20 protein-coding genes, 1 tRNA gene and 3 pseudogenes are annotated in these 24,904 nt (G+C 59.7%); 9 read left to right on the top strand and 15 right to left on the bottom strand.

The genetic code is table 11. The annotated features are described in order from the left end of the window. Window positions 1-38: 38 nt before the first annotated feature. On the bottom strand, window positions 39-374 hold the full coding sequence (locus tag AB2N04_RS04585; protein ID WP_367717363.1) for a YqjD family protein: 336 nt from the start codon (window positions 372-374) through the stop codon (window positions 39-41). A 162-nt stretch (window positions 375-536) separates the two neighbouring features. On the opposite strand from AB2N04_RS04585, the gene AB2N04_RS04580 reads away from it, so the two are divergent. Beyond that, complete coding sequence (locus tag AB2N04_RS04580; protein WP_367717361.1) at window positions 537-1,685, top strand: AI-2E family transporter; 1,149 nt, start codon at window positions 537-539, stop codon at window positions 1,683-1,685. Here the strand turns inward: AB2N04_RS04580 and AB2N04_RS04575 are convergent. After that, complete coding sequence (locus AB2N04_RS04575; protein WP_367717358.1) at window positions 1,615-2,364, bottom strand: Crp/Fnr family transcriptional regulator; 750 nt, start codon at window positions 2,362-2,364, stop codon at window positions 1,615-1,617. The two genes, AB2N04_RS04580 and AB2N04_RS04575, sit on opposite strands and share 71 nt — an antisense overlap. A gap of 139 nt (window positions 2,365-2,503) precedes the next feature. Between AB2N04_RS04575 and AB2N04_RS04570 the strand changes: the two genes are divergently transcribed. Continuing rightward, a complete protein-coding gene (locus tag AB2N04_RS04570; RefSeq protein WP_367717357.1) occupies window positions 2,504-2,959 on the top strand; it encodes a response regulator in 456 nt (151 codons plus the stop codon). A gap of 37 nt (window positions 2,960-2,996) precedes the next feature. Here the strand turns inward: AB2N04_RS04570 and AB2N04_RS04565 are convergent, their stop codons facing one another. Then, entirely contained in the window at window positions 2,997-3,548 is a 552-nt protein-coding gene (locus tag AB2N04_RS04565; protein WP_367717355.1) for a sigma-70 family RNA polymerase sigma factor, read from the bottom strand. Window positions 3,549-3,552: 4 nt separating this feature from the next. Continuing rightward, window positions 3,553-3,759: a NepR family anti-sigma factor gene (locus AB2N04_RS04560; protein WP_367717353.1), complete on the bottom strand. Its 207-nt coding sequence runs from the start codon at window positions 3,757-3,759 to the stop codon at window positions 3,553-3,555. Window positions 3,760-3,961: 202 nt separating this feature from the next. Between AB2N04_RS04560 and AB2N04_RS04555 the strand changes: the two genes are divergently transcribed. The 3 genes from AB2N04_RS04555 (at window position 3,962) to AB2N04_RS04545 (ending at window position 5,506) form a co-directional block, all read left to right on the top strand. Continuing rightward, window positions 3,962-4,756 (top strand): response regulator, encoded by a 795-nt coding sequence (locus tag AB2N04_RS04555; protein WP_367717352.1) that lies wholly within the window; start codon window positions 3,962-3,964, stop codon window positions 4,754-4,756. A gap of 160 nt (window positions 4,757-4,916) precedes the next feature. Next, window positions 4,917-5,084: a DUF1328 domain-containing protein gene (locus AB2N04_RS04550; RefSeq protein WP_367717350.1), complete on the top strand. Its 168-nt coding sequence runs from the start codon at window positions 4,917-4,919 to the stop codon at window positions 5,082-5,084. A gap of 83 nt (window positions 5,085-5,167) precedes the next feature. Then, window positions 5,168-5,506, top strand: a complete 339-nt coding sequence (locus AB2N04_RS04545; protein ID WP_367717348.1) for a hypothetical protein — start codon at window positions 5,168-5,170, stop codon at window positions 5,504-5,506. A gap of 50 nt (window positions 5,507-5,556) precedes the next feature. Here AB2N04_RS04545 and phoB read toward each other — a convergent pair whose 3' ends face one another. From phoB to AB2N04_RS04500, 9 genes and pseudogenes are all read right to left on the bottom strand, one after another. After that, window positions 5,557-6,243 carry a phosphate regulon transcriptional regulator PhoB gene (gene phoB / locus AB2N04_RS04540; RefSeq protein WP_367718735.1) on the bottom strand — a complete coding sequence of 229 codons (687 nt, stop codon included), beginning with the start codon at window positions 6,241-6,243 and terminating at the stop codon, window positions 5,557-5,559. A 36-nt stretch (window positions 6,244-6,279) separates the two neighbouring features. Next, complete coding sequence (phoU, locus tag AB2N04_RS04535) at window positions 6,280-6,990, bottom strand: phosphate signaling complex protein PhoU (RefSeq protein WP_367717346.1); 711 nt, start codon at window positions 6,988-6,990, stop codon at window positions 6,280-6,282. A gap of 22 nt (window positions 6,991-7,012) precedes the next feature. Further along, window positions 7,013-7,829, bottom strand: a pseudogene (pstB, locus tag AB2N04_RS04530) (phosphate ABC transporter ATP-binding protein PstB). A 13-nt stretch (window positions 7,830-7,842) separates the two neighbouring features. Then, a complete protein-coding gene (gene pstA / locus AB2N04_RS04525; RefSeq protein ID WP_367717344.1) occupies window positions 7,843-9,441 on the bottom strand; it encodes a phosphate ABC transporter permease PstA in 1,599 nt (532 codons plus the stop codon). Next, entirely contained in the window at window positions 9,434-10,822 is a 1,389-nt protein-coding gene (gene pstC, locus AB2N04_RS04520; protein WP_367717343.1) for a phosphate ABC transporter permease subunit PstC, read from the bottom strand. Before pstC ends, pstA begins: the two co-directional genes overlap by 8 nt. Before the next feature lie 129 nt (window positions 10,823-10,951). Continuing rightward, window positions 10,952-11,950, bottom strand: a complete 999-nt coding sequence (locus AB2N04_RS04515) for a PstS family phosphate ABC transporter substrate-binding protein (protein WP_367717341.1) — start codon at window positions 11,948-11,950, stop codon at window positions 10,952-10,954. A gap of 517 nt (window positions 11,951-12,467) precedes the next feature. Further along, window positions 12,468-15,755, bottom strand: coding sequence for a response regulator (locus tag AB2N04_RS04510; RefSeq protein ID WP_367717340.1), 3,288 nt, complete (start codon window positions 15,753-15,755; stop codon window positions 12,468-12,470). 223 nt (window positions 15,756-15,978) lie between these two features. After that, window positions 15,979-16,054: transfer RNA gene (locus AB2N04_RS04505), tRNA-Glu, on the bottom strand. Between the two features lie 170 nt (window positions 16,055-16,224). Further along, window positions 16,225-16,599, bottom strand: coding sequence for a fimbrial protein (locus AB2N04_RS04500; RefSeq protein WP_367717339.1), 375 nt, complete (start codon window positions 16,597-16,599; stop codon window positions 16,225-16,227). Window positions 16,600-16,628: 29 nt separating this feature from the next. On the opposite strand from AB2N04_RS04500, the gene AB2N04_RS04495 reads away from it, so the two are divergent. Both AB2N04_RS04495 and rpoH read left to right on the top strand, forming a co-directional pair. Then, window positions 16,629-17,678, top strand: coding sequence for an RluA family pseudouridine synthase (locus AB2N04_RS04495; RefSeq protein ID WP_367717337.1), 1,050 nt, complete (start codon window positions 16,629-16,631; stop codon window positions 17,676-17,678). A 198-nt stretch (window positions 17,679-17,876) separates the two neighbouring features. Beyond that, window positions 17,877-18,801 (top strand): annotated as a pseudogene (gene rpoH, locus AB2N04_RS04490) (RNA polymerase sigma factor RpoH). 140 nt (window positions 18,802-18,941) lie between these two features. On the opposite strand, the gene AB2N04_RS04485 reads toward rpoH, so the two are convergent. Then, the gene (locus tag AB2N04_RS04485; RefSeq protein WP_367717336.1) at window positions 18,942-20,441 is read right to left on the bottom strand and encodes a hypothetical protein; all 1,500 of its coding nucleotides are present in this window, start codon (window positions 20,439-20,441) and stop codon (window positions 18,942-18,944) included. Between the two features lie 73 nt (window positions 20,442-20,514). After that, window positions 20,515-21,813, bottom strand: coding sequence for an adenylosuccinate synthase (locus tag AB2N04_RS04480; RefSeq protein ID WP_367717334.1), 1,299 nt, complete (start codon window positions 21,811-21,813; stop codon window positions 20,515-20,517). Window positions 21,814-22,051: 238 nt separating this feature from the next. On the opposite strand from AB2N04_RS04480, the pseudogene AB2N04_RS04475 reads away from it, so the two are divergent. Beyond that, window positions 22,052-23,228, top strand: a pseudogene (locus tag AB2N04_RS04475) (phosphoserine transaminase). A 66-nt stretch (window positions 23,229-23,294) separates the two neighbouring features. Beyond that, the gene (gene serA, locus AB2N04_RS04470; protein WP_367717333.1) at window positions 23,295-24,893 is read left to right on the top strand and encodes a phosphoglycerate dehydrogenase; all 1,599 of its coding nucleotides are present in this window, start codon (window positions 23,295-23,297) and stop codon (window positions 24,891-24,893) included. The last annotated feature ends 11 nt before the right edge of the window (window positions 24,894-24,904 follow it).

Here is a 24,904-nt window from a genome sequence, read left to right as displayed (position 1 = left end):
GGCCACGGAGGCGAAAAGTCTTGCCAACATGACGCGTCCTAGCGACGGGTCGCGAATGCAAGCAGGAACCCTGCCCCCACCGCGAGCGCCAGCGTGCTGATGGGCCGCTCCCTTACCGTTCGCGCCAGTTCACGCTCCAGATCGTTGGTGGTGTCCTTAACGCTGTTGAGAGCAGCCTCACCCTGCCCGCGCAGCTGTTCAAGACGCTCACCGGCGGCCTTTCGCGCGGCATCGCCAGACTGCCCGCCCATCGCCTTCAGATGATCCACCAGGCTCGACATGTCGGCACGCAGTTGCTGAATGTCCTTTTCAAGATCACTGACGGTGACGCCGTCATTCTTGTCGGCTCGTGCAGGCTTTGTCGTGGTCGCCATTTCGCATTCTCCATTGTTGTGCTCACAGGCCAACGCGAAACGGCACATGAAGTTCCTTGCCAAAGGAACCAAACGCGCCATGAGGGGCTTTCCACTCAAACACAAAGTGGAAAACTCATGAACCAGCCGGTCGAGAGACACCAACGCAAGAGATCACACATCATGACAACGGAGGCCGCTCTGCGCTACGCCGCACAGTCCGCGATCCTCCTTCTGGGACTGCTTGCATTGTTGGTGATGCTGCATCAGGGCCGGTTTCTCCTCGCCCCCATGTCGCTTGCAGTGTTTATCGGCCTTATGCTTGGCCCGATCGCGACGCGACTGGAGCGTCTCGGTGTCTGGCCGGCATTCGCAGCGGTTGCCGTGGTTCTCATCTTCATAATTCTGGTGGGTGGATTTCTGACCGCAATTGCAGCTCCCCTGACCACCTGGGCCGACCGCATCCCCCAGATCTGGAGTGAACTGCAGCTGCAACTTTCCAACCTTCGCCAGCCGCTCAACACGATCAAGGACCTGCAGGAGCAGATACGCTCCGTCACCGGAGGCGCCAGTGTCACTGTGGCCGTCAAAGAAGACACGACCGTGGAAAGCGTGGCCGTTCTGGCTCCATCTCTTCTGGCGCAACTGCTGATTTTCTTTGCCAGCCTCTACTTCTTCATCGCGACACGCCACGAAACACGCGCGGCAATCCTGAGGCTTTGCTTCAATCGCCGGCTGCGGTGGCGTGTGGCCCACATCTTCCGGGACGTGGAAAACGCGGTTTCGGACTACCTTCTGTCGATCACGATCATCAACATCGGTCTGGGCGTCGCAGTCAGCATCGCGCTCTGGTTCCTCGGGGTGCCCTCACCCGCCCTCTGGGGAGCGATGGCAACCCTGCTGAATTTCGTGATTTACATCGGCCCTGCGGTGATGGCCTGCATTCTCCTTGCGGTGGGCCTCGCCACATTCGACACGCTGACAGCCAGTTTCATACCTCCGCTCGCCTATCTCGCGTTCAACGCGACCGAGGCACAGTTCGTGACGCCGACGGTGATCGGCAGGCGCATGACACTCAATCCGTTCATCGTGTTTCTGGCGATCGCTTTCTGGCTCTGGATGTGGGGACCCGTGGGCGGGTTCATCGCGATTCCGGCATTGCTGACAATCTACGCGGTGGCGGGAAACATCATCCCCGGGATCGAACCGCCCGCCGCTTCAGGAAGCTCCACACAAAAGCGTTACCGACAACCGCGGAGACCTATAGAAAAGGCCGCTTCGCCGATGAGCCGCTCATCCAGCCCGCCAGTTCGCCCAGTCCCTCCGGATTGAGTATCCGGCACCCGCCGTCTTCCCATTTCACATATTTCCGATCGACGAGACGGGCGATCGTCTTGTTGGTGTGCACCAGAGAGATGCCCAGTGTATCGGCAACATGCTGCTGCGTGAGTTCCAGCGTGCCATTCGACGAGAGACCGCTTTCCTTCGCTCGATCGAGAACAAATGCGAGAAGATACGCGACCTTCTCGACCGCCGTACGCCGGCCGACGGTCAAAAGGTGCTCATCGAGCATGCATTCCTCGCGCGAGGCCAGCCAGGTGATGTCATATGCAAGTCCGGGAAAACGCTCATAGAGGGTGAAAAGCTCTGCCTTTTCAAACACGCATAACTGCATGGGAGAAAGCGCCTCGACTGAATGCTGCATCTCGCCCATGAGACTGCCCTGAAGGCCAACCAGGTCGCCGGGCATCACGTAATTGACGATCTGGCGGCGTCCATCTTCAAGCAGCTTGTACCGAAAGCCCCAGCCAGACCGGACAGTGTAGAGATGCGGGTTATGGGCGCCTTCCACGAGCAGGGTTGCGCCGCGTCGCACCGCAAGATCACCCTTTTTGAAATGTTCGACAAAGGAAAGTTCGTCGGCTTCAAAAACGCGAAAGATCTCACGTTTGCGCAACGGACATTTGGCACATGACAGACTGCCTCTGGCGATATCCTGCTCTTTTGTCACAAGTCCCGTCCTCCCGGAATGTGAAAGCATTTTATCATTGGTTTTCTCAAAGTGTACGGGCATGTCTTTTTTTAATGACAATTAAGACAACTAATGAGAACTCGGAAAAGAGATATTCATCGGTTGAAGGAATGCCTGTTTGAAGAAAACACTTGATGGCGCACGCGTCCTTCTCGTGGAGGACGAAGCCCTCATCGCCATGAGCATCGAGGAGTTGTGCAGGGAGCATGGTGCCGAGGATGTGACTACGGTTTCGACATTCGAGGAGCTGGATCCGCAGGTTCTCGAAACACGCAGGATTTCGTCGGCTATCCTCGACATCAGGATCTCCGAAAACTGGACCGACGCGTTTGCCCGCCTTTTGCAAAGCCGGCGCATACCCTTTGTGTTTGCGACCGGATATGCCTCGAACCATCACATATTTGAAGGGTTCAGCGATATTCCGGTCGTCGAGAAACCCTACAAGGACAGCGATCTCATCGAAGCCCTGACAAGGGCAATGACCGCCAGTTCCTCACAGCGCCCCGAGAGTGCACCACAACAGGAACATGCGCGAGGCGGCGGCTCCTTCGATCACCAAGACCAAGAGCGTTGACAGACACCGGCATTGTTCATTTTCTGCGAAAGCGGTTTCAGGCAGGGAAGACACTGTTGGTGATCTGGGCGGAGATCGCATCCGGCCCGAATTCATTTTCGCCGGAAATCTCCAGTATTTCCTGTAACCGGGTGCGGGCGCGGCTGACCCGGCTCTTGATCGTGCCAACCGCACAACCGCAAATCTCGGCAGCTTCCTCGTAGGAAAATCCGGATGCTCCGATCAGTATGATCGCTTCGCGCTGATCTTCAGGCAATTGTTCGAGCGCACGACGGAAATCCTTCAGGTCAGCCGACCCTTCCTGCGCGGGATGAACGGAAAGGCGTCCGGTAATGGCACCGTCGCTGTCTTCCACCTCGCGTTTGCGCTTGCGCATCTGCGAATAGAACTCATTGCGCAGGATCGTGAAGAGCCACGCCTTCAGATTGGTTCCGGGCTGGTAGCTTGCCTGCTTGTCCCAGGCCTTGACGAGCGCCTCCTGTACGAGATCGTCGGCTCGGTCGGTGTTTTTCGAAAGAGAAACCGCAAACGCCCTCAGACTGGGCACCGCAGCCAGAAGATCATCGCGAAAGCCGGGATACACACTCATGGAATCAATCCTTGTTTCCGGCCGTGCCGGCACCGCTTTTTTGTTCGAGCTGGCTCAAAAGGTCGCTGAAGCGGTCCGGAATCTCTTCCCCGATCAAATCGTCGTAATATTGTCTGAGTTTGCGCCCGATCTCGGAGTTTGCACCAAGGGGATCGTCATTTTTATCGCGCCTTCCGGCGCTCTTGCGCGTGTCTGGCTTGCCGTAATTCATGCGTGATTTTCATCCATAAAGTCGTTCTCCCAGTGGCTCCACCTCCGCCCAGGAAAGCAAGCCATCTCACTTTTGTCTTAGTCTTAACGCGTCCAGCCGGAAATCGTTCCGCAAGTGTGGAACATTTTCGCAGCCCGGGCGTTTGGAACTTCATAGTCGCAGTTTTGTATTATTGCTAAGTCACGAGGGAGACCTGAAATCCATGACATTGTCAGCGCGTATCGCCCCGCATCTGCCGTATCTGAGGCGATTCTCCAGAGCCGTTTCCGGTTCCCAATCAAGCGGTGACGCCCTGGTGGCCGCAACACTTGAAGCGTTGATTGCGGATACGAGCATCTTTCCCGAAGCTTCAACCGACAAGATCGCTCTCTTCAGGCTGTTTACATCCCTGTTCGAGAGACTTGACATTCGCGTGCCCGACGATGCGCCGGCATCCGCATGGGAACAGCGCGCCCGCAACAATCTGTCTTCTCTTGCACCGCGCCCACGACAGGCATTCCTGCTGGTGGCAGTCGAGAATTTCCGCCCCGAAGAGGCCGCGGAAATTCTGGAGACGGACGATCAGGGCATCAATGCCATGCTGCGTGAAGCGAGCGAGGAAATCTCGCGCCAGGTCGCAACCGACATCATGATCATCGAGGATGAGCCGCTCATCGCGATGGACATTGAGGAGATGGTGGAAAGTCTCGGCCACCGCGTGGTCGGCACCGCACGCACCCACAAACAGGCGGTGGAGATGTTCTCCAGCACCCGTCCCAAGATGGTGCTTGCCGACATTCAGCTTGCGGACGGCAGCTCCGGACTCGATGCGGTCAACGAAATTCTCGAATCTTCGGCCGTTCCGGTCATATTCATCACCGCCTTCCCCGAGCGGCTCTTGACCGGCGAACGCCCCGAACCGACATTTCTCGTCACCAAGCCTTTCAGTCCGGAGATGGTCAAGGCGCTTATCAGCCAGGCCCTGTTCTTCGACCATCAGGCACAGGCAGCCGCCTGACGGTTGTTTCAAAAACGCGTTTTGCAAAGGTCGCCTCCGGGCGGCCTTTTTCTTTGCAGGCTGCAGAAAACCGCCTCACTGAATCGTGGGTGAGCGGCTTTCCCGCGGAACCATTATGGCAGGCGCACGTTTAGCAGAAACAACTAAACGGAGAGAGAGAATGCTTTACTGGGCCCTTGTTTTTCTGGTTGTCGCGCTGGTTGCCGGTGCGCTTGGTTTCGGCGGAATTGCCGGCGCTTCCACAGGCATCGCGCAGATTCTGTTCTACATCTTCCTCATTCTTCTGGTGGTGTCGCTGGTTATGGGTCTGATGCGCAGACGCGGGTAAACAACGGCCTGACAGAGGCGTGATTTCTCCGCGGCGGAGCTTCCATGGCATCCCCCGCGAAAGACAGGTGAAAGGAGAGAGCCATGGAACACATAGCTGCACTTCTTCTCATCGTCGGATGTTCGGGAGATATGGACCAGTGCCGTGAATTGCCGGCACCTGCCCCCATCTTTGAAACCCGGGAAGAATGCGAAGCGGAAAAGCGCTTCGCCTCCCGCGAGCTTGCTGCGGAAGCAGACCGCGTTCTGGCCACCTGCGTTTTTGTGGACCCGGCGCTGGTCTATGACGACGCGGTGCTTGAGTGGGACATCACAAGCGATGGCAGACTGACCGCTTCGCTTGAACGGCTGAACGACTATGCGATCGCGCAGAACGAACATGCGCCCCGCCTGCCGAACGAGCGGGCCATCGCGAAACAGTAACCACCACGAGCGTCAAAAACCCCGGTCCTGCCGGGGTTTTTCTTTTGTCTTCACGCTTCCCGGATAGCGTATCCGGCACCGCGAATGGTGCGGATCACATCGGGCAGGCGCCCCTGATTCACCGCCTTGCGCAGGCGGCCGACATGAACGTCGACCGTGCGCTCGTCGATATAGATCGTTTCGCCCCAGACATTGTCGAGCAACTGACTGCGTGAAAACACACGTCCTGGATGCTGCATCATGAATTCGAGAAGTCGAAACTCTGTCGGACCGAGGCGAATTTCGTTCTTGCGACGGTAGACGCGATGGGATTCCCGGTCGAGCACGATATCGCCAACCGAAAGCACCGTTGAAAGGACTTCCGGCTTCGCACGACGCAGCAGCGCCCGTACACGCGCGATGAATTCTGGCGTCGAAAACGGCTTCACAAGATAATCATCGGCACCGGTGGAAAGACCCCGCACCCGGTCGCTTTCCTCGCCACGTGCGGTAAGCATGATCACCGGCAGTCGTTCGGTTTCCGGTCGCATCCGCAAGCGGCGGCACAGCTCAATGCCGGAAACGGCAGGCACCATCCAGTCGAGGACCAGAAGATCGGGAACGTTTTCCTGCAGGCGGACCTCGGCTTCGTCCCCGCGCGAGATCATCTCGACCTGATAGCCTTCGGCCTCAAGATTGTATTTCAGAAGCACGCAAAGCGGTTCGTCGTCTTCAACGACCATGACCTTGGGGGCAATCATGGAAGGCATTCTCCTAGGGCAAGCGACGGTCGCCTAAGCGTCGGCGTCGACCGTCATCTGTGTTTCATCGAGCTTCGGCCTCTGGACCGGCAGCTGGGACCCCGTCACCACATAATAGGCATTTTCGGCGATATTCGTCACGTGGTCGCCAATGCGCTCCAGATTTTTCGCGCAGAAAAGGAGATGCGTGCACGACGTGATGTTGCGCGGATCTTCCATCATGTAGGTCAGCAATTCCCGGAAAACCGAGGTGTACTGGATGTCGATTTTCTCATCCTCGTCCCGAAGATGGATAAGCGCTTCCGCATTGCGCGCCACATAGTGCTCGACCACCGCATTGACCTGCTGCAGCACAAGGCCGGACATGGCGTCGATGGAGTGAGCGAGCGAACGCGGCGTTGCGCTCTGACCCACCGCGTTCACACGCTTTGCAATGTTCTTTGCCAGATCGCCGATGCGCTCCAGATCCGCCGCCATGCGAATGGCGCCCACGACGCTGCGCAGATCCTGCGCCATCGGCTGGCGCTTGGCGATCAGTGTTATGGCGCGCTCGTCGAGATCGCGCTGTTTGGCGTCCATGATCGTGTCGTCGGAGATGACCCGCTGCGCCAGCGCCGTATCGGAATTCAAAAGCGCATTGGTGGAGGCGCGGGTCATCGCACCGGAGAGATCGCCCATATCGCGGATGAGGCGGTCGATTTCACCGAGTTCCTCATCGAAGGAGCTGACTGTGTGCTCGCCCATGGTCTGGTTCCTTGTCTGTGCGTCAGCCGAAGCGACCGGTGATGTAATCCTGGGTGCGCTTGTCATCCGGATTGGTGAACATCTTGTCGGTGGGACCTTCCTCAACGAGATTGCCCAGATGGAACATGGCTGTGCGCTGCGACACGCGGGCGGCCTGCTGCATGGAGTGCGTCACGATGACGATCGTGTAGTTCTCACGCAGTTCGTCGATCAGTTCTTCCACCTTGGCGGTGGCAATGGGATCGAGCGCCGAGCAGGGTTCGTCCATCAAGATCACCTCGGGCGAAACCGCAATGGCGCGCGCGATGCACAAACGCTGCTGCTGGCCACCGGAAAGGGCCGGTGCCGGGTTCATGCAGGCGATCTTTCACCTCATTGAAAAGCCCCGCCTTCTGCAGGCTGGACTCCACCACCTCGTCCAGCGCGCTCTTGGAAGAGACCAGGCCGTGAATACGCGGCCCATAGGCGATGTTCTCGTAAATCGACTTGGGGAACGGGTTCGGTTTCTGAAACACCATGCCCACGCGGGCGCGCAGTTCAACCACGTCGACTTTCGGATCGTAGATGTCCTGCCCGTCCAGCGTGATCTCGCCTTCCACCCGGCAGATGTCGATCGTGTCGTTCATCCGGTTGAGGCAGCGCAGAAAGGTGGACTTGCCACAGCCCGAAGGGCCGATGAGCGCCGTCACCTGCTTCTGTCTGACGTTGAGATCGACATCGAAAAGCGCCTGCTTCTCGCCGTAGAAAACCCGGACCTTCGATCCACGCATTTTCACGGGCAAGTCCTCAGTCCTGTTCTGCAGCGTTTCTTCCACTGCCGCGTCCGTCAACATGTTCATTTCTCCTACTCCGTTACCAGCGGCGTTCGAAACGCTTGCGCAAGACAACCGCAACGGCGTTCATCAAAATCAGGAAGCCCAAAAGGATCAGGATTGCCGCAGAGGTTTTCTGCTGGAAAGCGGGCTCCGGAAAGTCGGCCCACATGAAAATCTGTACCGGCAGCACCGTCGCGGGCGAGGTGAACCCGCCGGGAATGTCCACGATGAAGGCAACCATGCCGATCATCAACAGCGGAGCCGTTTCCCCCAGCGCCTGTGCCATGCCGATGATCGTGCCTGTCAGAATGCCGGGCATTGCCAGCGGCAGAACATGATGGAACACGGTCTGGATCTTCGAGGCACCGACGCCGAGAGCGGCCTCGCGGATAGACGGCGGCACCGCACGCAGCGCGGCGCGCGAGGCGATGATGATCGTGGGCAGGGTCATCAGCGCCAGCACCATGCCACCCACCAGCGGTGCCGAGCGTGGCAGGTTGAACCAGTTGAGGAAAACAGCAAGACCGAGCAGACCGAACACGATTGAGGGGACGGCCGCCAGATTGTTGATGTTCACTTCGATAAAACCGGTCAAGCGGTTCTTCGGAGCGAATTCCTCAAGATAGATCGCCGCTGCGACGCCGATGGGAAAGGAAAGCGCCAGGGTGACGAGCATGGTCAATGCAGAGCCGACAACCGCCCCCCATATGCCGGCCATTTCCGCTTCGCGGCTTGCTCCGCCAAAGAAAAACTGCGTGTTCCATGCACTGGCTGTCCGGCCATCCGCTCGGAGCTGGTCGATCCAGACGATCTCACGATCGGAGATCTTGCGTTCACCTTCGGGTGTCGCGATGACCCGCAAACGAACAGGCCCCGCTTCATCTTTCGCAACCGGTGCCAGAACCGACCCGCGGGCAGTCACGCCACCATCGACATCAGGCATCACTTCGGCAAGCTTGACCGCGCCCTCTCCAAGATAGGCGATCAGCGAGGCAGCCCCCGTGGTGAGGCGCAGCGTTCCCCCATCCTCTTCAAGTCCACCGGCTTCCCTGGCGAACTCCAGAAGTCTGTCATCGGAGAAGTGCAGCGTCGCATCGTCGCCGTCCAGTGTCACCCTGTCGGGGGCCACGAGCGCCGTCTCTGTGCTGTCGGCGGCGAGCAGTCCCTTCAGGTAGAGATCGGCGAAATCATCCATCGGCAGCGCATGTTCCACGGTGCCGCCCGGGGTGAGGCTGCCAGCCTGAAGAGCCTGACGCAGAAGTGTGGGCGCGCCGCTGGAAATGAGACCGCGAACCTGCCTGCGCTCCTGCCGGCCCTCGACATTCGGAAACAGGGACAGCAGCGCATCGTTGATGATCGTGTCGTAATTGTTGCCCGTCAGATTGTCGGGGTCGACACGCTCTGCCGAAAGGTCCAGCGAAAGGGTCAGCTCATTGGCGTGAAAGGCCGGGAAAGCCTTGAACACGATGGTCGAAAGCAGAAGGAGCAGGAAGAAGCCCGACAGGACCACGGCCCCCGCGCCCAGCCACTTGAACCTGGTTTCGGCGGCGTAGCGCTTGCGCAGACGGGCACGCGCTTCATCATTCGTATGCTGATTGTTCTGCGGCTCCACACCGCTGGCAAGCGTATCAGTCATATTGCTCTCGATATTTCCTCACCACACTCAGGGCGATGATGTTGAGGGCGAGTGTCACGCAGAACAGAACCAGCCCAAGGGCAAACGCGGCCAGTGTCTTCGCGCTGTCGAACTCCTGGTCGCCAACGAGCAGCGTAACGATCTGAACGGTCACGGTGGTCACCGCTTCCAGTGGATTGATGGTCAGATTGGCGGCCAGACCGGCAGCCATGACGACGATCATGGTCTCGCCGATGGCGCGGCTGATGGCCAGCATCAGGGCCGAGACGATGCCGGGCAGTGCTGCCGGGAGGACCACCTTGCGGATGGTCTCCGACTTGGTCGCACCCAGACCCGCAGAACCATCGCGCAGGGATTGCGGAACCGCGTTGATCACGTCATCGGAAAGCGACGACACGAAGGGGATGATCATGATCCCCATCACGATGCCGGCCGCAAGTGCCGATTCCGACGCGACGCTCAAACCCAGAACCTGCCCGAAATCGCGAAAGAACGGCGCCACGGTCAAGGCGGCAAAGAAGCCGTAAACCACGGTCGGGATGCCGGCCAGGATTTCCAGCATCGGCTTGGCGACGGATCGCACCTGTTTCGACGCGTAGTCGGACAGATAGATTGCCGACATGAGCCCGACGGGCGCTACAACGAGCATCGCGATGAACGTGATGAGCATCGTGCCGACGAAAAGCGGTACCGCACCAAAAATGTCGGGATTGACCTCACCGGCCTCCTGCCCCGCGCCGGTAAAGGCGCTCTGAGGGCTCCAGTGAGTGCCGAAAAGGAACTTGTAGAACGGCACCTGCTGGAAAAAGCGCAGCGATTCAAAGATGAGAGACAGGACAATGCCCAGCGTCGTCAGGATCGCGACGACGGAGCACAGGATCAGGAACAGGCGAACCACCCGCTCTACAACGTGGCGGGCGCGAAACTGCGGCGTGATGCGGCGATGACCCCAGAAAAAACCAAGCGCGGCCACTAACGCAACAAGCCCGGTGGCAAGCCATTCGCTCTGTGTGCGAAGACTGGCGAAATGCTCTGCGGCGGCCTCCTTCGCCTCGTTCGGGAAGCCGGCAATACCACCGAAGGCAAGCGCACGCGCATCGCGCAGAAACGCCTGTTTTTCGGGAAGGTTCATGCTTGCAAGCTGTTCTGAAAAGCGCCCCTCGACGATCGAGGTTTCAAGTCCCGGCGTAACAATGCTCCATGAAAGGAGCAGGAGGAGCGCCGGCGCGGCGGAGATCAGAGCCAGAAACAGTCCATGTTGACTGGGAAGAGAGTGAAGCGCGGACGTCTTTCCGTCGACGCTTGCAAGCGAACGGCCGCGGCCGAGAGTATAGGCCACGGCGGCAAGCACCAGCAGCGCGATGACGACATATGTAATCATACTAGCCTCGAAGGTCGGGTACGGTCAGAGCTGCCGCAACCCGTCGGATCCCCATCCAGGCGCGATTGCGCAGGATCCCCGGAACCGGAGGACCCAGCCGCCAGGGCGGCCGGGTCAAAACTGGCTCTATCAGGAGCCCATGCCCTTGAGAGCCTGGGCGTCTTCGGCCTGCTTTGCGCGGGCATCGTCCGGAAGCGGGATGAGACCCTTGTCGGCAAGATAGCCCTCGGGGCCCCAGGCCGTGTCGGAAGTGTATTCCTTGATGAACTCGGCCATGCCCGGGATCGCCCCGACATGCTCTTTTTTCGCGTAAACGAAGAGCGAGCGGGAGACACCATATTCACCGTCGGCGATCGCATCGAAAGTCGGAGCGACACCACCAATGGTCGAGCCCTGCAGCTTGTCGGCGTTCTGATCGAGGAAGGAGAAGCCGAAGATGCCAAAGGCATCCGGGTTGGCTTCCAGCTTCTGAACAATCAGATTGTCGTTTTCGCCAGCTTCCACATAGGCACCGTCTTCACGGATTTCCGTGCAGCCGTCAGCTGCCTCGATGGCTTCCGGGCAGGCTTCTTCCATGACCAGCTCGACGAATGCGTCGCGCGTGCCGGAGGTCGGGGGCGGGCCGAGAACCTCGATCTTGGTGTTGGGCAGACCGGCATCGATGTCGGACCAGTTGGTGTGCGGGTTGGCAACAACCTTGCCGTCCACTTCGACGTTTTTGGCGAGAGCAGCAAAAATCTGCTCCTTGGTCAGGTCGATCTGCTTGGCAGCCTTGGAGTTGGAAAGGACGATGCCGTCAAAGCCAACCTTGATCTCGACCGGCGTCACGCCATTCGCCTTGCAGGTCTCCAGTTCGGAGTCCTTGATGGGACGCGACGCGTTTGTGAAATCGGGGTGGCTTTCGCCAACGCCAGCGCAAAAAAGTTTCATGCCGCCGCCGGTACCGGTCGATTCGACCACCGGGGTCTGGAACGCACCGCTCTGGCCAAAGCGCTCGGCAACAGCCGTGGTGAAAGGAAAGACGGTGGAAGAACCGACAACCCGGATCTGGTCGCGTGCAGCAGCCGCACCAACCGCGCCCGCAAGGGCGATCGTGGCCGCCGAAGCGGTAAGAAGGAATTTTTTCACTGGAGACAGCTCCCTGTTCGGAATTCGATCAGACGCCCTGCCGGCGTCGAGGAGCGGGATAACAAGTCTGTGTAACAGTTCCATGACACTTCCGTGTCAGCCCTGTTACGACCCCGTCGCGGGGGATTTTGGGCTGCAGGAACGAGAGAGCCCCAGTCCTGAATGCCCGGTTGCCGGCAAGGGCAGGCGAGAAATGGGGTTTTCGGCTCACTCGGGCCCTTTCGGCCTTACGAGCGACAGGAGCATGGAAGTAAAGTTCAAAAAGCCGGGCGGGGGAAAAACCACTGAAAATGGCAAATCACACTTGGCTGGGTTAAAAACCCGGATAGATCCTGTTGGGGCTCGTTTGGATCACCCATGGCCCGCGGACCTCCTCCCGCCCGGAAAGAACTGGTCATTGTCGACCGGTTTCCGCAACTTTAATGAGAACAGTTTCAAGTCTAAATGGTGCGATCACGCCAGTACCCTCGGATCACAGGAAAATAGCCAGAACAGCTTATTTCTCAAGCAAGTAAGATCAATTGCTCGATTTTCTCACAATTGAACTCTGGAATGACAATCTCACCCAGGAGTTGATTTTCTCCAAAAGTGCCTGTGGGCTGATGGGTTTGGACAGATAATCATCCATACCCGCCTCCACGCACAGTTCCCGATCCCCCTTCAGGGCATGAGCGGTAACGCCGATGATCGGCACGCGGGAAGCGCCGCTCCTCTCGATACGGCGAATCTCCCTGGTGGCCTCGAGACCGTTCATCACCGGCATCGAAACATCCATGAGGATCAGACGCGGATTGCTGCGTTGGTATTCCGACACGGCTAGCCGGCCATTTTCGACAATCCTGAACCGCATACCCGCTTCGTTGAGGATCTGCCGGAAAACAAGCTGGTTCACCTCATTGTCTTCCGCAACAAGAATGTCGACTCCGTAAGGGTCTTCAGCCTCATGGTCCGGTGCGGCAGGCGCAGGCTCCACAGGCACCACCGCTTCCCCGCCTGTCGGGCCCGTATCCAGCCCGGCGGCATCAAGCTGCGGGGAGGTGCGCACACCCGGTGCCTGCACGGCTCCGGTGATTGCGTGAAGCAGCGCAGAAGAGCGCGCCGGCTTTATCAGATGCGACGCGATGGAAAGGTCGCGGGCGCCAAAACCCGAAAGGGACTGGTCAACCGATGTCAGCAGGACCACCGGAACATCCGCGATTTCGGGCTCCGCCCGGACCGCCTCGACCATCTCCAGCCCGTTCATTCCCGGCATCTGATAGTCCACCACCATACAGTCCACCGGCAATCCCAGCCGGGCGGCAAGACGCAGCACCTCCAGCCCCTCATGCGCATCGCGCGCAACGCAGGCGTCCAGCCCCCAGTGCTGCATCTGTTCATGCAGGATCATTCGATTGACCGCATTGTCATCCACCACCAGAATCCGCGCATTTGAAATCTCGGTCGGTGCAAGCGGCTGAGGTTCGGCCCCGGCGGCCTTGGGCAGAGTGAGCGTAAACCAGAACGTGGACCCGCGCCCTTCTACGCTCTCGACACCGATCTCGCCATTCATCAGCTCGACAAGTCGCGAGGTGATCGCGAGGCCAAGGCCCGTTCCTTCATGACGCCGCGTGGACGAGGAGTCCGCCTGGCTGAACTTGTCGAAGACCAGATGCAGCTTGTCTCTCGGGATACCGATACCCGTGTCGGTCACGCTGAACTGGAGCGCCAGCTGCCCGCTCTCCAGGTCACGGCCGCTCACATTGACCAGCACATGGCCCGTTTCGGTAAACTTGACTGCATTTCCGACCAGATTTGTGAGTATCTGGCGAATTCGGCCCACATCGCCCACGACAGCCCGCGTGATTGCCGGATCGACCCGAACAATCAGTTCCAGATCCTTCTCTTTCGCTCGCGAAGACATGAGCGTCACCACATCGCCCACCGCCTCACCGAGATAGAATGGCTCGGCATCCAGCACGATGTGGCCTGCGTCGATCTTCGAGAAATCGAGAATGTCGTTGATGATCGTGAGCAGCGCATTGCCGGATTTCAGGATAATGTCGGCAAATGTTTTCTGTTTGGCGGTAAGCTCCGTTTTCGCCAAAAGCTCGGCCATGCCGAGCACCCCGTTCATCGGGGTGCGTATCTCGTGGCTCATATTGGCCAGAAATTCGGACTTCGCGCGGTCTGCAAGGATTGCCTCTTCACGTGCGGCGTCCAGCTCGGCCTCACGCTGCTTGAGTTCGGTGATGTCCACCCTCACGCCCACGAACGTGCCGTCTTCGGTGCGCGTATCGATCGCCTTGAACCAGCGTCCATTGGCGTGACTCCGCTCGAAAACACGGTGCCGCATCTGGTAGGATTGCAGATAGGCGGCAATCCAGGCCTCGCGGTCTGTGTCATAAAGCGCATCGACCTGCGGATCGCCGCTCTGACGGAAATAGCCTGCATCATGCGCCAGTTCGACTGCATCACGCAGACATTTCCCCGGCTGCATGGCCGGCTGCATCGCAGGCAGAGCTTCCTGCAGTTTCCGGTTGGCCAGAACGTAGCGATCGTCCTTGTCGTAGATGACAACGCCTGCGGGAAGCGATTCCAGCACCTCGGAAAGCTGACGATGCGCGTTCTCGGCATCTTTTTCCCGCTTGCGGACATCCGAAATGTCGAACAGCGCGCCCACCAGATATGGCGTCCCGCTTGCTGTCTCCACACGATGCTTGCGCACCTTGCGATACTGGCCGATGCCCGGAAGCTCGAAATCCTCCTCGCCTTCAAAGTCTTCATGCGTAGCGAGCACCCGGCGCTCGCCGGCTTCGAACTCTTCGGCGAGACCGGAAAAATCGAAATCGGTCACGCGGCGCCCAACGATCTCGCAAACCTCCGATCCGATCGTTTTCTTGAACGCCCTGTTGGCGAGCACGAAACGAAGGTCCTGATCTTTCGCGAAGACCGGATTGGGCAGCTGGTCGAGTATGGCTTCAGCGAGTTTGGCTTTTTCAAGCGCCTCTGCGAGGGCCGTCTCATGGCGCTTCAGCTTGGTGATATCGGTGCAGATGCCAATCGTTCCACCGTCGGCGATACGCTTCTCGCGGTGCATGATCCAGCGTCCGTCGTTGAAGCGAATGACGCTCTCGAAGTCTTCTCCACTGCGACGGAGGGTGAGGATCTGACGCAGCCATTCCTCCGAGTGCAGATCGTCCGTCGACCAGACGCCCCGCTCGATGCCAGCCCGCAGCAATTCTTCAAAGGACGTGCCGGGACAAATGACATCCTCAAGTCCCGCATACATCTCGGTCATCGCCTGATTGCTGAGCACGAGCCGATCGTCGGCATCGTAATAGCAAAAGGCTTCGCGAGTAACATCCAGCGCTGTCATCAGCCTGGTGAGATGGCCACTGCCGCCGGTCAATTGTGTTGAATCCACGCCCTCAGCACCTTCACGGCGGCTGAGATACTCCATCATCGGTGTGGCATCATGGCCGATGCCGCGATAGCCCATGAAGCGGTTTTGCCCATCGAAACGGGGAAAACCGGACACGGAAATCCAGCGGCCTTTCCCGGCTCCCCCATCGAGATCATAGATGAACTGACGAAACGGTTTGCGCGCGGCAAGCAGCGCCTCATGGGCCTCCACATCGCCGATCGGGTGAAACGCATTTCTCGCCAGCGTAATGCGGGATCGTCCGATAAACCGCTCGCGGGGAAGTCCGGTGACCGTTTCGAAGCCTTGCGAAATCCAGGTCAGCCTGTGCTGTGCGTCAGCCTCCCACACCCATCCGGATGCAGACTGCAACAGTTCGGCCAGTTCACCTTCGGAAAACCGCACTCCAACATCTGAGTCCCTGACGGTCCCCAAACTCTCCGCTCCCTCAAGGCACAATACGAGCCCTCTCGTGACCACAAGTCTCGTGGTCAGTGTGCTGTCCAAGGCTTAACGATTCGCAAAGCATAGAACAAATTCGCCACCGCATATTTGCAAGTGGAGCTTGCCTGTCACTGGATTGTAACAGCGAGGACCACTCGGCATCTTGAAGACAATCGAAGGGAAATGGCACTCCCAAGGGGACTCGAACCCCTGTTTCCGCCGTGAGAGGGCGGCGTCCTAGACCGCTAGACGATGGGAGCGCAGCGATTGCGGCGATATAAGCGCGTTCGCCGGCAAATGCAACAGCGTTGCAACGACTTTATGAAATTGCCTGAAACGTTCTTAGCGAAAGTCGCAGGCTTTGCGGGAAAACGGAGTTGTAGCGCTGCCACGGGCTCCCGCGTTCACGCCCCAATGAGCCGTCGCCGGCTCAGGGTCTGAGCTCGATGCGCGCAGCCATCGTCCCGCTTGCAACATCGAAAATCCGAAGTTCCTCGCGCCCGCCGGCATAACGCAAGTGAAGCGACACCCGCGTGCCATCCAGTGCCTGAGACACCACACGGGCACCATCGGGCAGCTCAATGGTGCTTTCCGTTGCATCGCCCGGGATCATCACCATTTCAGCCGGTTCTTCCGGCCTATCCTTCAGCGTCTTGTAGACAAAGGCCAGCACGACCGCCATAACCGCTGCGAACAGTATGGCCAGGTTGATAGCCATGAAGCGAACCATCTTGCGGCGCACACGCTCTGCTGCCGGATCAAGCGCATCCTGCTCCGCATCTTCCTGTTCTTCTGGCCTGACCATGTCTCACCGATTTTTTGAAAGCATTTCCAATGGGTGCCCCTGATAACGAAGACCAGAACGCTTGGGAAGCCGCAGCAACGCGCAAAACGTTCTGTGTGGATGGCGACGGCGCGGGCCAGCGTCTTGATCGCTGGCTTTCGGAGGTGATTGGCGCGTCGCTTTCACGCAGCCGCATCCAGTCGCTCATCCGTTCGGGATCGGTGATGGGAGAAGGCAGGGCCATCGTCGAACCCCGGCACAGGATCGCTGAAGGAGAGACCTACACACTGACCGTGCCGCAGGCCGAGCCAGCCGAACCGGAACCGGAGGCCATCCCCCTCGACATCCTGTATGAAGACGAAGCGCTCGTCGTCGTGAACAAGCCCGCGGGGCTTGTGGTCCACCCTGCTCCTGGAAACTGGTCGGGCACGCTGGTCAATGCGCTTCTGCATCATTGCGGCTCCTCGCTGTCGGGCATTGGCGGGGTGAAACGGCCCGGCATCGTGCATCGGCTTGATCGCGACACGAGCGGGGTCATGGTGGTCGCGAAAACCGACAATGCGCACCGGCTGCTTTCCGAAGCGTTTGCAGATCACGGTCGCAGCGGCGATCTGCAGCGTGCCTATGTTGCAGTCGTGTGGGGTTCGCCCGATCGCATGTCCGGCACGATAGACGCCCCGCTGGGGCGCCATGCCCAGAGCAGAACCCTGCGTGCGGTCGTGCCCGCAGGGCGGAGCGACGCGCGACACGCGGTCACACGCTATCAGGTTCGCAGGCGATATGGTGCCGACGGCGCGGGAAACGCATTTGCCGCCCAGGTGGAATGCAGGCTGGAAACCGGTCGCACACATCAGATTCGCGTCCATATGGCCCATATCGGCCACCCGCTGATCGGCGATCAGGACTATGCCCGCGCTTTTCGCACCAAGGTCAACCGCCTGCCGGAGGAGATACGCCCCATAGTTGCCGCTTTCCCGCGCCAGGCTCTTCATGCGCGGCTATTGGCATTTCGCCATCCCGAGAGCGGTGAACTGATGGAATTCGTTGCCGACCCGCCCTCTGACATGTCGGAATTGACAAGGGCTCTGGATATTTTGTAATATTCGGTACAATAATATTGTTCACCGTATGGTGACATTATGTTGACAGCAGAATGAAACTTTAACCGTCGGATTCCGTTCCTACATAGGATATGGTGCGATGCATCAAAGATGGTCGCACTGTCTCTCATCACCGCAAACGCCAGGCTTTGAAGGCGTCCCGGCGTGAGGGCATATCCGGCAAAGGAGGGTGCTTAAATGGCCCAGACATTACCCAGTATCGCTTCGGGCGAAGGTGGACTGACGCGCTATCTCGAAGAGATTCGGCGCTTCCCCATGCTGCAGCCCGAGGAAGAATACATGCTCGCGAAACGCTATTCGGAGCACGATGACACGCAGGCGGCCCCACAAGCTTGTGACCAGCCATCTTCGGCTCGTCGCCAAGATCGCCATGGGCTATCGCGGCTATGGATTGCCAATCGGCGAAGTCATTTCTGAAGGAAATGTCGGCCTGATGCAGGCCGTCAAGAAGTTCGAGCCCGAGCGTGGTTTCCGCCTCGCCACCTATGCAATGTGGTGGATCAAGGCCTCCATACAGGAGTACATTCTTCGTTCGTGGAGCCTTGTGAAAATGGGCACCACCGCGAACCAGAAGCGCCTGTTCTTCAATCTGCGCAAGGTGAAGAGCAAGATTCAGGCGCTTGATGATGGCGACCTCAATCCCGAGCAGGTTTCGGAAATCGCCACGCGCCTCAATGTCAGCGAAGAGGAGGTGATTTCCATGAATCGCCGTCTGTCCGGTGATGCCTCCCTCAATGCCCCTATCCGGGCGACGGAAGGTGAATCGGGCGAATGGCAGGACTGGCTTATGGACGAAAGCGAGAGCCAGGAGGATGTGCTCGCCGAACAGGACGAACTGGAAACCCGCCGCCAGATGCTTGGCGATGCCATGGCCGTTCTCAACGACCGTGAAAGGCGCATCTTCCAGGCGCGGCGCCTTTCAGAAGATCCGCTGACGCTGGAGGAGCTCTCCGGTGAGTTCGACATCAGCCGTGAACGGGTACGCCAGATCGAGGTCCGCGCCTTTGAAAAGGTGCAGGAAGCCGTCCAGAACTCCGCACGTGAGCAGGCCCTGGCTGCAAAGGCGCAGGCCGCCGAGGCTCATCGCCAGGCCGGCGCCTGAGGCAACAGCGAAACATCATCGCCCAGCACCGATAAACGCAAGAAACCGGCATCACTGCCGGTTTTTTGTTGATGTCCTTGCCCCAGGGCAATTGGGTCCTTGCCTCAAGGCGATTGCAATTCGCCCTCGGCTGCGGCGGGTCACCCGCTCGTGGCGTTCTGCCAGGCATTCAGGACATCGGTAAACACCTTGTCTCCGGGGATGCCCTTCTCGATCGTCATCAGTGCCCTGCGGCCCGACTTATAGACTACCGGGATATCGATCCAGCGCTGACGGCGAAGCAGCAGCATGTTGGTCTCGGTTTCGGCGGCACTGTCGCTCAGCGCCACGAGGAAGAACCCGTCCGCGATCTTGGCTGGAATGCCAAGCAGTGGATTTCCGGTGTCCTGTTCCGACCGCTTGAGCGAAACTCTCAGAACATTGTCGATGCCGCCACCTTCGAAATCGTCCGGTGTCAGGAAGATGATTTCCAGAATGTGGCTCGCCGGCAGGGATTCATCGGCATTGCGCCGAAGGGTCATCTTCAGCTGCAGGTTCTTTTCGGGGATTGTGGCCTCGGCCCTGATTGCCGGCTCCGGCGGCAGATCGTTTCCGGGTGATTCCTGAACCACGGACCAGACAACGCCGCCAATATCGGCAGAGCCCTGCGAAACGCTGGTGCGCTCTTCATAGAAGATCGCCTTCTGGCCCACAGGCACCGCATCGTCCGCAGACATGTCTTGCTGGCCGGTCTCCGGTTCAGCAGAACCCGACGTTGTCGCATCGCCACTTCCCGGAACCGTCGCGCGCGCGACCGATGTGCCCTCACCCAGTTCAGGCTGGCCTCCGGCCGGGCCTTCATCGACCTCACGCCCATCCGGCAGAAGCCGCTGGGTGAACTTGCGCACAGGCTGCGGATCTGCGGCAGGGGCCGCATCGCTCCCGCTGGAAGGATCGGCCGCATCGGATTCGTCCTGCGTGGCAGGGTCCTGCGCGTCATCGCCAGACGCCGTGTCACCGTCATCCGTTGCACCGCTTTCCGCTCCTTGCTCGAAATTCGCCAGCCTGGCCAGATCGTCCTTATAGAACCAGGCTCCCGCCGCCGCTGCCACGACGAAAAGCAAAGCCAGCACCACAACGAGACCGGAACCCGACTTGCGCCCACCTTCACGGTGAACCGACGGCGGAGGGGGGGGCGGGGTCTCCAGCGCTGGAGAGGCACCGGGAGCCGCATCCGGCTGTTTTCCGGCACGTGCAGTCTCTCCACCGCGCTCACTGGACTTGCCGTCTTCAGGGCGGGCAGCACCGGCACCGAATGGGTCCACTGCCTCATCCGCGGCGTTGTCAGAAGGCGCTTCCGGCGTCTTTACACCCGGATTGACGGGATCAACGTCAAGCTCGGCAAAGATCTGATCGAACTCATCCTGCCCAGCGTCTTCAGCTTGGGGCGGAGAGGCATATTCCGCCTCCACCTTCGCAACCGCGTCTTCGAGCAGCTTGCGCTGCCGGTTTGCCACGGTGGCGGATGGCGCCGGGTCCATCGCTGCGAGCCTGTTCTCGATCGTTGCCCGTGCTTTCTGATAAATCCGCTCGCGGGAGGCCGGCGTGTTTTCCGACAAGCCTTCGATCGTTTTCTTCAGAACCGCAGAAAAATCCGCCATACCTAATCAAACCTGTTTTACTTTTTGAACGCGCGGCCGCCCCCCGGTGCGCAAAGCAGTATTGCCAGCGAAATTAGTCCTGAAAAGGATCGGTCACAAGTATGGCGTCCTCGCGTTCGGGGCTGGTGGAGAGAATCGCCACCGGCGCACCGATCAATTCTTCCACGTGACGCACATATTTTACAGCCTGAGCCGGCAAATCGGTCCACTTGCGCGCACCCTTGGTTGTGCCCTTCCAGCCTTCCAGCGTCTCGTAGACGGGCTCAAGCCGTGCCTGCGCGCCCTGCCCTGCCGGAAGGTAATCGATCAGCTCGCCATCGAGCCTGTAGCCCGTGCAGATCTTGATTTCATCCATGCCGTCCAGAACATCGAGCTTGGTCAGCGCGATGCCGTTCATGCCGTTGGCCACAACCGCCTGACGCACCAGAACCGCATCGAACCAGCCGCAGCGGCGCTTGCGCCCCGTCACCGTGCCGAATTCATGACCACGTGTGCCAAGGAAATGGCCGACCTCATTGTCCTGCTCCGTGGGGAACGGGCCCTCGCCAACGCGGGTGGTGTAGGCCTTTGTGATGCCGAGCACATAATCGATCGAGCCCGGCCCAAGCCCCGACCCGGTGGCCGCCTGCCCTGCAATCGTGTTGGAAGACGTCACGAACGGATAGGTTCCATGATCGATGTCGAGCATGGTGCCCTGCGCGCCCTCGAACAGAATGCGCTGACCGGCCCGGCGCGCATCTTCAAGGATTTTCCAGACGCGGTCGACATAGGGAAGAATCTTGTCGGCGACCGACGTCAGCTCCTCCATGATCGCCTGGGGGGTCACTTCTTCATGCCCAAGACCACGACGCAGCGCATTGTGATGCGTGAGCAGGCGGTCGATCTTCATCGGCAGCGTGTCATGGTTGGCCAGATCCATGACGCGGATCGCGCGGCGACCAACCTTGTCTTCATAGGCCGGACCGATGCCGCGCCGCGTCGTGCCGATCTTGGTGCCCGAATTGGAAGCGGCATCCTCGCGGAAACCATCAAGCTCGCGGTGCAGCGACAGGATCAGCGCCGTGTTCTCGGCGATCTTCAGCCGATCGGGCGTCACCTCGACACCCTGCTCGGCAAGGCGGCCCATTTCCGCAACAAATGCATGCGGGTCGAAAACAACGCCATTGCCGATGACGGAGAGTTTTCCGGGGCGAACGACACCGGAGGGCAGCAGTGACAGCTTGTAGCTCACACCGTCGATGACGAGGGTATGCCCGGCATTGTGCCCGCCCTGAAAGCGCGCCACCACATCGGCGCGCTCCGACAGCCAGTCCACGATCTTGCCTTTGCCCTCGTCGCCCCACTGCGAGCCGACAACCACCACATTTGCCATGAAAACGTCCTTCCGGCGCACGTCCGGCGGGTCCCCCGCCTGGATGATTTAAGAAATCGAAACGCCTCTATAGAGCCTCAAGGCCCCGGTGGGAACCATCTGGCGCCACAGCGGCCTCATTTCCCTTCTGCAAAAGCGATCTTGTCGCACTTGACGGAAAAACCGGATCGGCGTAACTCCGTCCGTGGGCCACCTCTCCCCACCGAGAGGCGTGCTATCTGGAAGGATAGGATACATCATGAGCACACTCCCCACGCCGGACCTCCGTCCGGCCAATACGCATTTCTCCTCAGGTCCCTGCACAAAACGCCCCGGCTGGTCGCTCGACGCACTTGCCGACGCTCCCCTTGGACGGTCGCATCGCTCCTCCATCGGCAAGGCGAAACTGGCAGAGGCCATCGATCTTACCCGTGAAGTTCTGAAAGTTCCGGCCGATTACCGCATCGGCATCGTGCCCGCATCCGACACCGGCGCCGTGGAAATGGCGCTCTGGTCGCTGCTCGGTGAACGCGGCGTCGACATGGTTGCCTGGGAATCCTTCGGTGCCGGGTGGGTCACCGATGTCGTCAAGCAACTGAAACTCGACGATGTTCGCCGCATCGAGGCGGACTATGGCGATCTGCCGGACCTGACCTCCATCGATTTCGACCGCGACGTGGTGTTCACCTGGAACGGCACCACCTCCGGCGTGCGCGTGCCCGATGGCAATTTCATTCCCGCCAACCGCGCGGGCCCTGACCATCTGCGACGCCACATCGGCGGCTTTCGCGCAGCGCCTGCCCTTCGACAAGCTCGACGTGGTCACCTTCTCCTGGCAGAAAGTGCTGGGTGGCGAAGGCGCGCATGGTGTCATCATCCTCTCGCCGCGCGCGGTCGAACGGCTGGAAAGCTACACGCCCGCATGGCCGCTGCCAAAGATCTTCCGGCTGACCAAGGGCGGCAAGCTGATTGAGGGCATCTTCCGCGGCGAGACGATCAACACACCCTCCATGCTGTGCGTGGAAGACTATCTGGACGCGCTGAACTGGGCGAAATCCATTGGCGGCCTCGACGGTCTTGTTGCCCGCGCCAATGCGAATTTCGCCGTGATCGACGAGTTCGTGCGCAAGACACCGTGGGTCGACCATCTGGCAAAAGTGCCGGCCACGCGCTCCAACACATCGGTCTGCCTGTCGATCGTGGATCCCGAGATTGCCGCACTCGATGCGGGCGAACAGGCAGCCTTTGCCAAGGGCATGGTTTCTGCGCTGGCCAAAGAGAAGGTCGCTTTTGACATCGGCCATTATCGCGACGCGCCGTCAGGCCTGCGGATCTGGGCCGGCGCCACGGTTGAAGCCTCCGATCTGGAAGCCTTGATGCCCTGGCTCGACTGGGCGTTCCAGTCCCAGAAAGCGCATCTCAAGGCCGCGGCCTGACAACGAACTGCGGCTCCACAATCGGAGCCGCCTCCCCAATTCATTGTATTGAAACAGGAGGCCGCCATGGCGCCCCGCGTACTCGTATCCGACAAACTGTCGCCCACTGCCGTTCAGATCTTCAAGGATCGCGGCGTCGAAGTGGATTACCTGCCCGATCTGGGCAAGGACAAGGAAAAGCTGCTTTCCGTCATCGACCAGTATGACGGCCTTGCCATCCGCTCGGCCACCAAGGTCACCGAAAAGCTCATCAACAATGCCACCAATCTGAAAGTGGTGGGGCGCGCCGGCATCGGTGTGGACAATGTCGACATTCCGGCAGCATCGCGCCGCGGCATCATCGTGATGAACACGCCTTTCGGCAATTCCATCACCACGGCCGAGCACGCCATTGCCATGCTCTTTGCCGTCGCGCGTCAGATCCCGGAGGCGAACGCCTCCACCCATGCCGGCAAGTGGGAGAAGAACCGCTTCATGGGTGTCGAGATCACCGGCAAGACGCTGGGTGTGATCGGTTGCGGCAATATCGGCTCCGTGGTCGCCATGCGCGCCATCGGCCTGAAGATGCATGTGGTGGCCTTCGATCCGTTCCTTTCGGCAGAACGCGCCTCGGAACTGGGTGTCGAGAAGGTGGAACTCGACGAGCTTCTCAAGCGCGCCGACTTCATCACCCTCCACACGCCGCTGACGGACAAGACCCGAGGCGTGATCGACAAGGATGCCATCGCGAAGATGAAAAAGGGCGTGCGCATCATCAACTGCGCGCGCGGCGGGCTCGTGGTTGAGGCCGACCTCGTCGAAGGACTGAAATCCGGCAAGGTGGCGGGTGCCGGCATTGACGTGTTCGAGACGGAGCCGGCAACCGAAAACCCGCTCTTCAACATGCCAAACGTGGTCTGCACGCCGCATCTTGGCGCCTCCACCAGCGAAGCGCAGGAAAACGTCGCCATCCAGGTGGCGGAGCAGATGTCGGATTACCTGACCAAGGGTGCGGTCACGAACGCAATCAACATGCCTTCGATCAGCGCCGAGGAAGCCCCTCGCCTGAAACCCTTTATCAAGCTCGCGGAAGTGCTCGGTGCATTCGTCGGCCAGGTGACAGACGAGGCCATCGAGGAAGTGGAGATCCTGTTCGACGGCTCCACCACCGATATGAACCGCCGCGCGCTCATCAGTGCAGCGCTCGCCGGCCTGATCCGCCCGCAGGTGGCCGACGTCAACATGGTCTCCGCGCCGATCATGGCCAAGGAGCGCGGCATCATCCTGTCGGAGGTCAAGCGCGACAAGTCGGGCGTGTTCGACGGTTATATCAAGCTCACGGTGAAAACCTCCGAGAAGACCCGCACCATCGCCGGCACGGTGTTCTCCGATGGCAAGCCGCGCTTCATCCAGATCAAGGGCATCAATCTCGATGCCGAGGTCGGCCAGCACATGCTCTACACGACCAATTACGACGTGCCGGGCATTATCGGTCTTCTGGGCTCGATCTGCGCCAAGCACGAGGTCAACATCGCCAACTTCCAGTTGGGTCGAAACCGGCAGGGTGGCGATGCCATCGCGCTGCTCTACCTCGATGCGCCTTTCCCGCCGGAAGTCCTGCGGGAGCTGCGCGCAACCGACGTGATCCTTTCCGCCAAGCCGTTGTCCTTCGACGTGGCCGGCTAGGCGTCAGACAG

The sequence above is a fragment of the Nitratireductor sp. GISD-1A_MAKvit genome, assembly GCF_040819555.1.
Lineage (GTDB): Bacteria > Pseudomonadota > Alphaproteobacteria > Rhizobiales > Rhizobiaceae > Nitratireductor.
Note: the sequence above shows the minus strand (reverse complement) of the source record. Positions and strands in the feature narration are given on the sequence as shown.

What these genes read in the sequence shown, in the direction of transcription:
- AB2N04_RS04585 (WP_367717363.1), bottom strand. Translation starts at nt 374, where the DNA reads ATGGCGACCACGACAAAGCCTGCACGAGCCGACAAGAATGACGGCGTC.
- AB2N04_RS04580 (WP_367717361.1), top strand. Translation starts at nt 537, where the DNA reads ATGACAACGGAGGCCGCTCTGCGCTACGCCGCACAGTCCGCGATCCTC.
- AB2N04_RS04565 (WP_367717355.1), bottom strand. Translation starts at nt 3,548, where the DNA reads ATGAGTGTGTATCCCGGCTTTCGCGATGATCTTCTGGCTGCGGTGCCC.
- AB2N04_RS04560 (WP_367717353.1), bottom strand. Translation starts at nt 3,759, where the DNA reads ATGAATTACGGCAAGCCAGACACGCGCAAGAGCGCCGGAAGGCGCGAT.
- AB2N04_RS04555 (WP_367717352.1), top strand. Translation starts at nt 3,962, where the DNA reads ATGACATTGTCAGCGCGTATCGCCCCGCATCTGCCGTATCTGAGGCGA.
- AB2N04_RS04550 (WP_367717350.1), top strand. Translation starts at nt 4,917, where the DNA reads ATGCTTTACTGGGCCCTTGTTTTTCTGGTTGTCGCGCTGGTTGCCGGT.
- AB2N04_RS04545 (WP_367717348.1), top strand. Translation starts at nt 5,168, where the DNA reads ATGGAACACATAGCTGCACTTCTTCTCATCGTCGGATGTTCGGGAGAT.
- phoU (WP_367717346.1), bottom strand. Translation starts at nt 6,990, where the DNA reads ATGGGCGAGCACACAGTCAGCTCCTTCGATGAGGAACTCGGTGAAATC.
- pstA (WP_367717344.1), bottom strand. Translation starts at nt 9,441, where the DNA reads ATGACTGATACGCTTGCCAGCGGTGTGGAGCCGCAGAACAATCAGCAT.
- pstC (WP_367717343.1), bottom strand. Translation starts at nt 10,822, where the DNA reads ATGATTACATATGTCGTCATCGCGCTGCTGGTGCTTGCCGCCGTGGCC.
- AB2N04_RS04500 (WP_367717339.1), bottom strand. Translation starts at nt 16,599, where the DNA reads ATGGTCAGGCCAGAAGAACAGGAAGATGCGGAGCAGGATGCGCTTGAT.
- AB2N04_RS04495 (WP_367717337.1), top strand. Translation starts at nt 16,629, where the DNA reads ATGGGTGCCCCTGATAACGAAGACCAGAACGCTTGGGAAGCCGCAGCA.
- AB2N04_RS04485 (WP_367717336.1), bottom strand. Translation starts at nt 20,441, where the DNA reads ATGGCGGATTTTTCTGCGGTTCTGAAGAAAACGATCGAAGGCTTGTCG.
- AB2N04_RS04480 (WP_367717334.1), bottom strand. Translation starts at nt 21,813, where the DNA reads ATGGCAAATGTGGTGGTTGTCGGCTCGCAGTGGGGCGACGAGGGCAAA.
- serA (WP_367717333.1), top strand. Translation starts at nt 23,295, where the DNA reads ATGGCGCCCCGCGTACTCGTATCCGACAAACTGTCGCCCACTGCCGTT.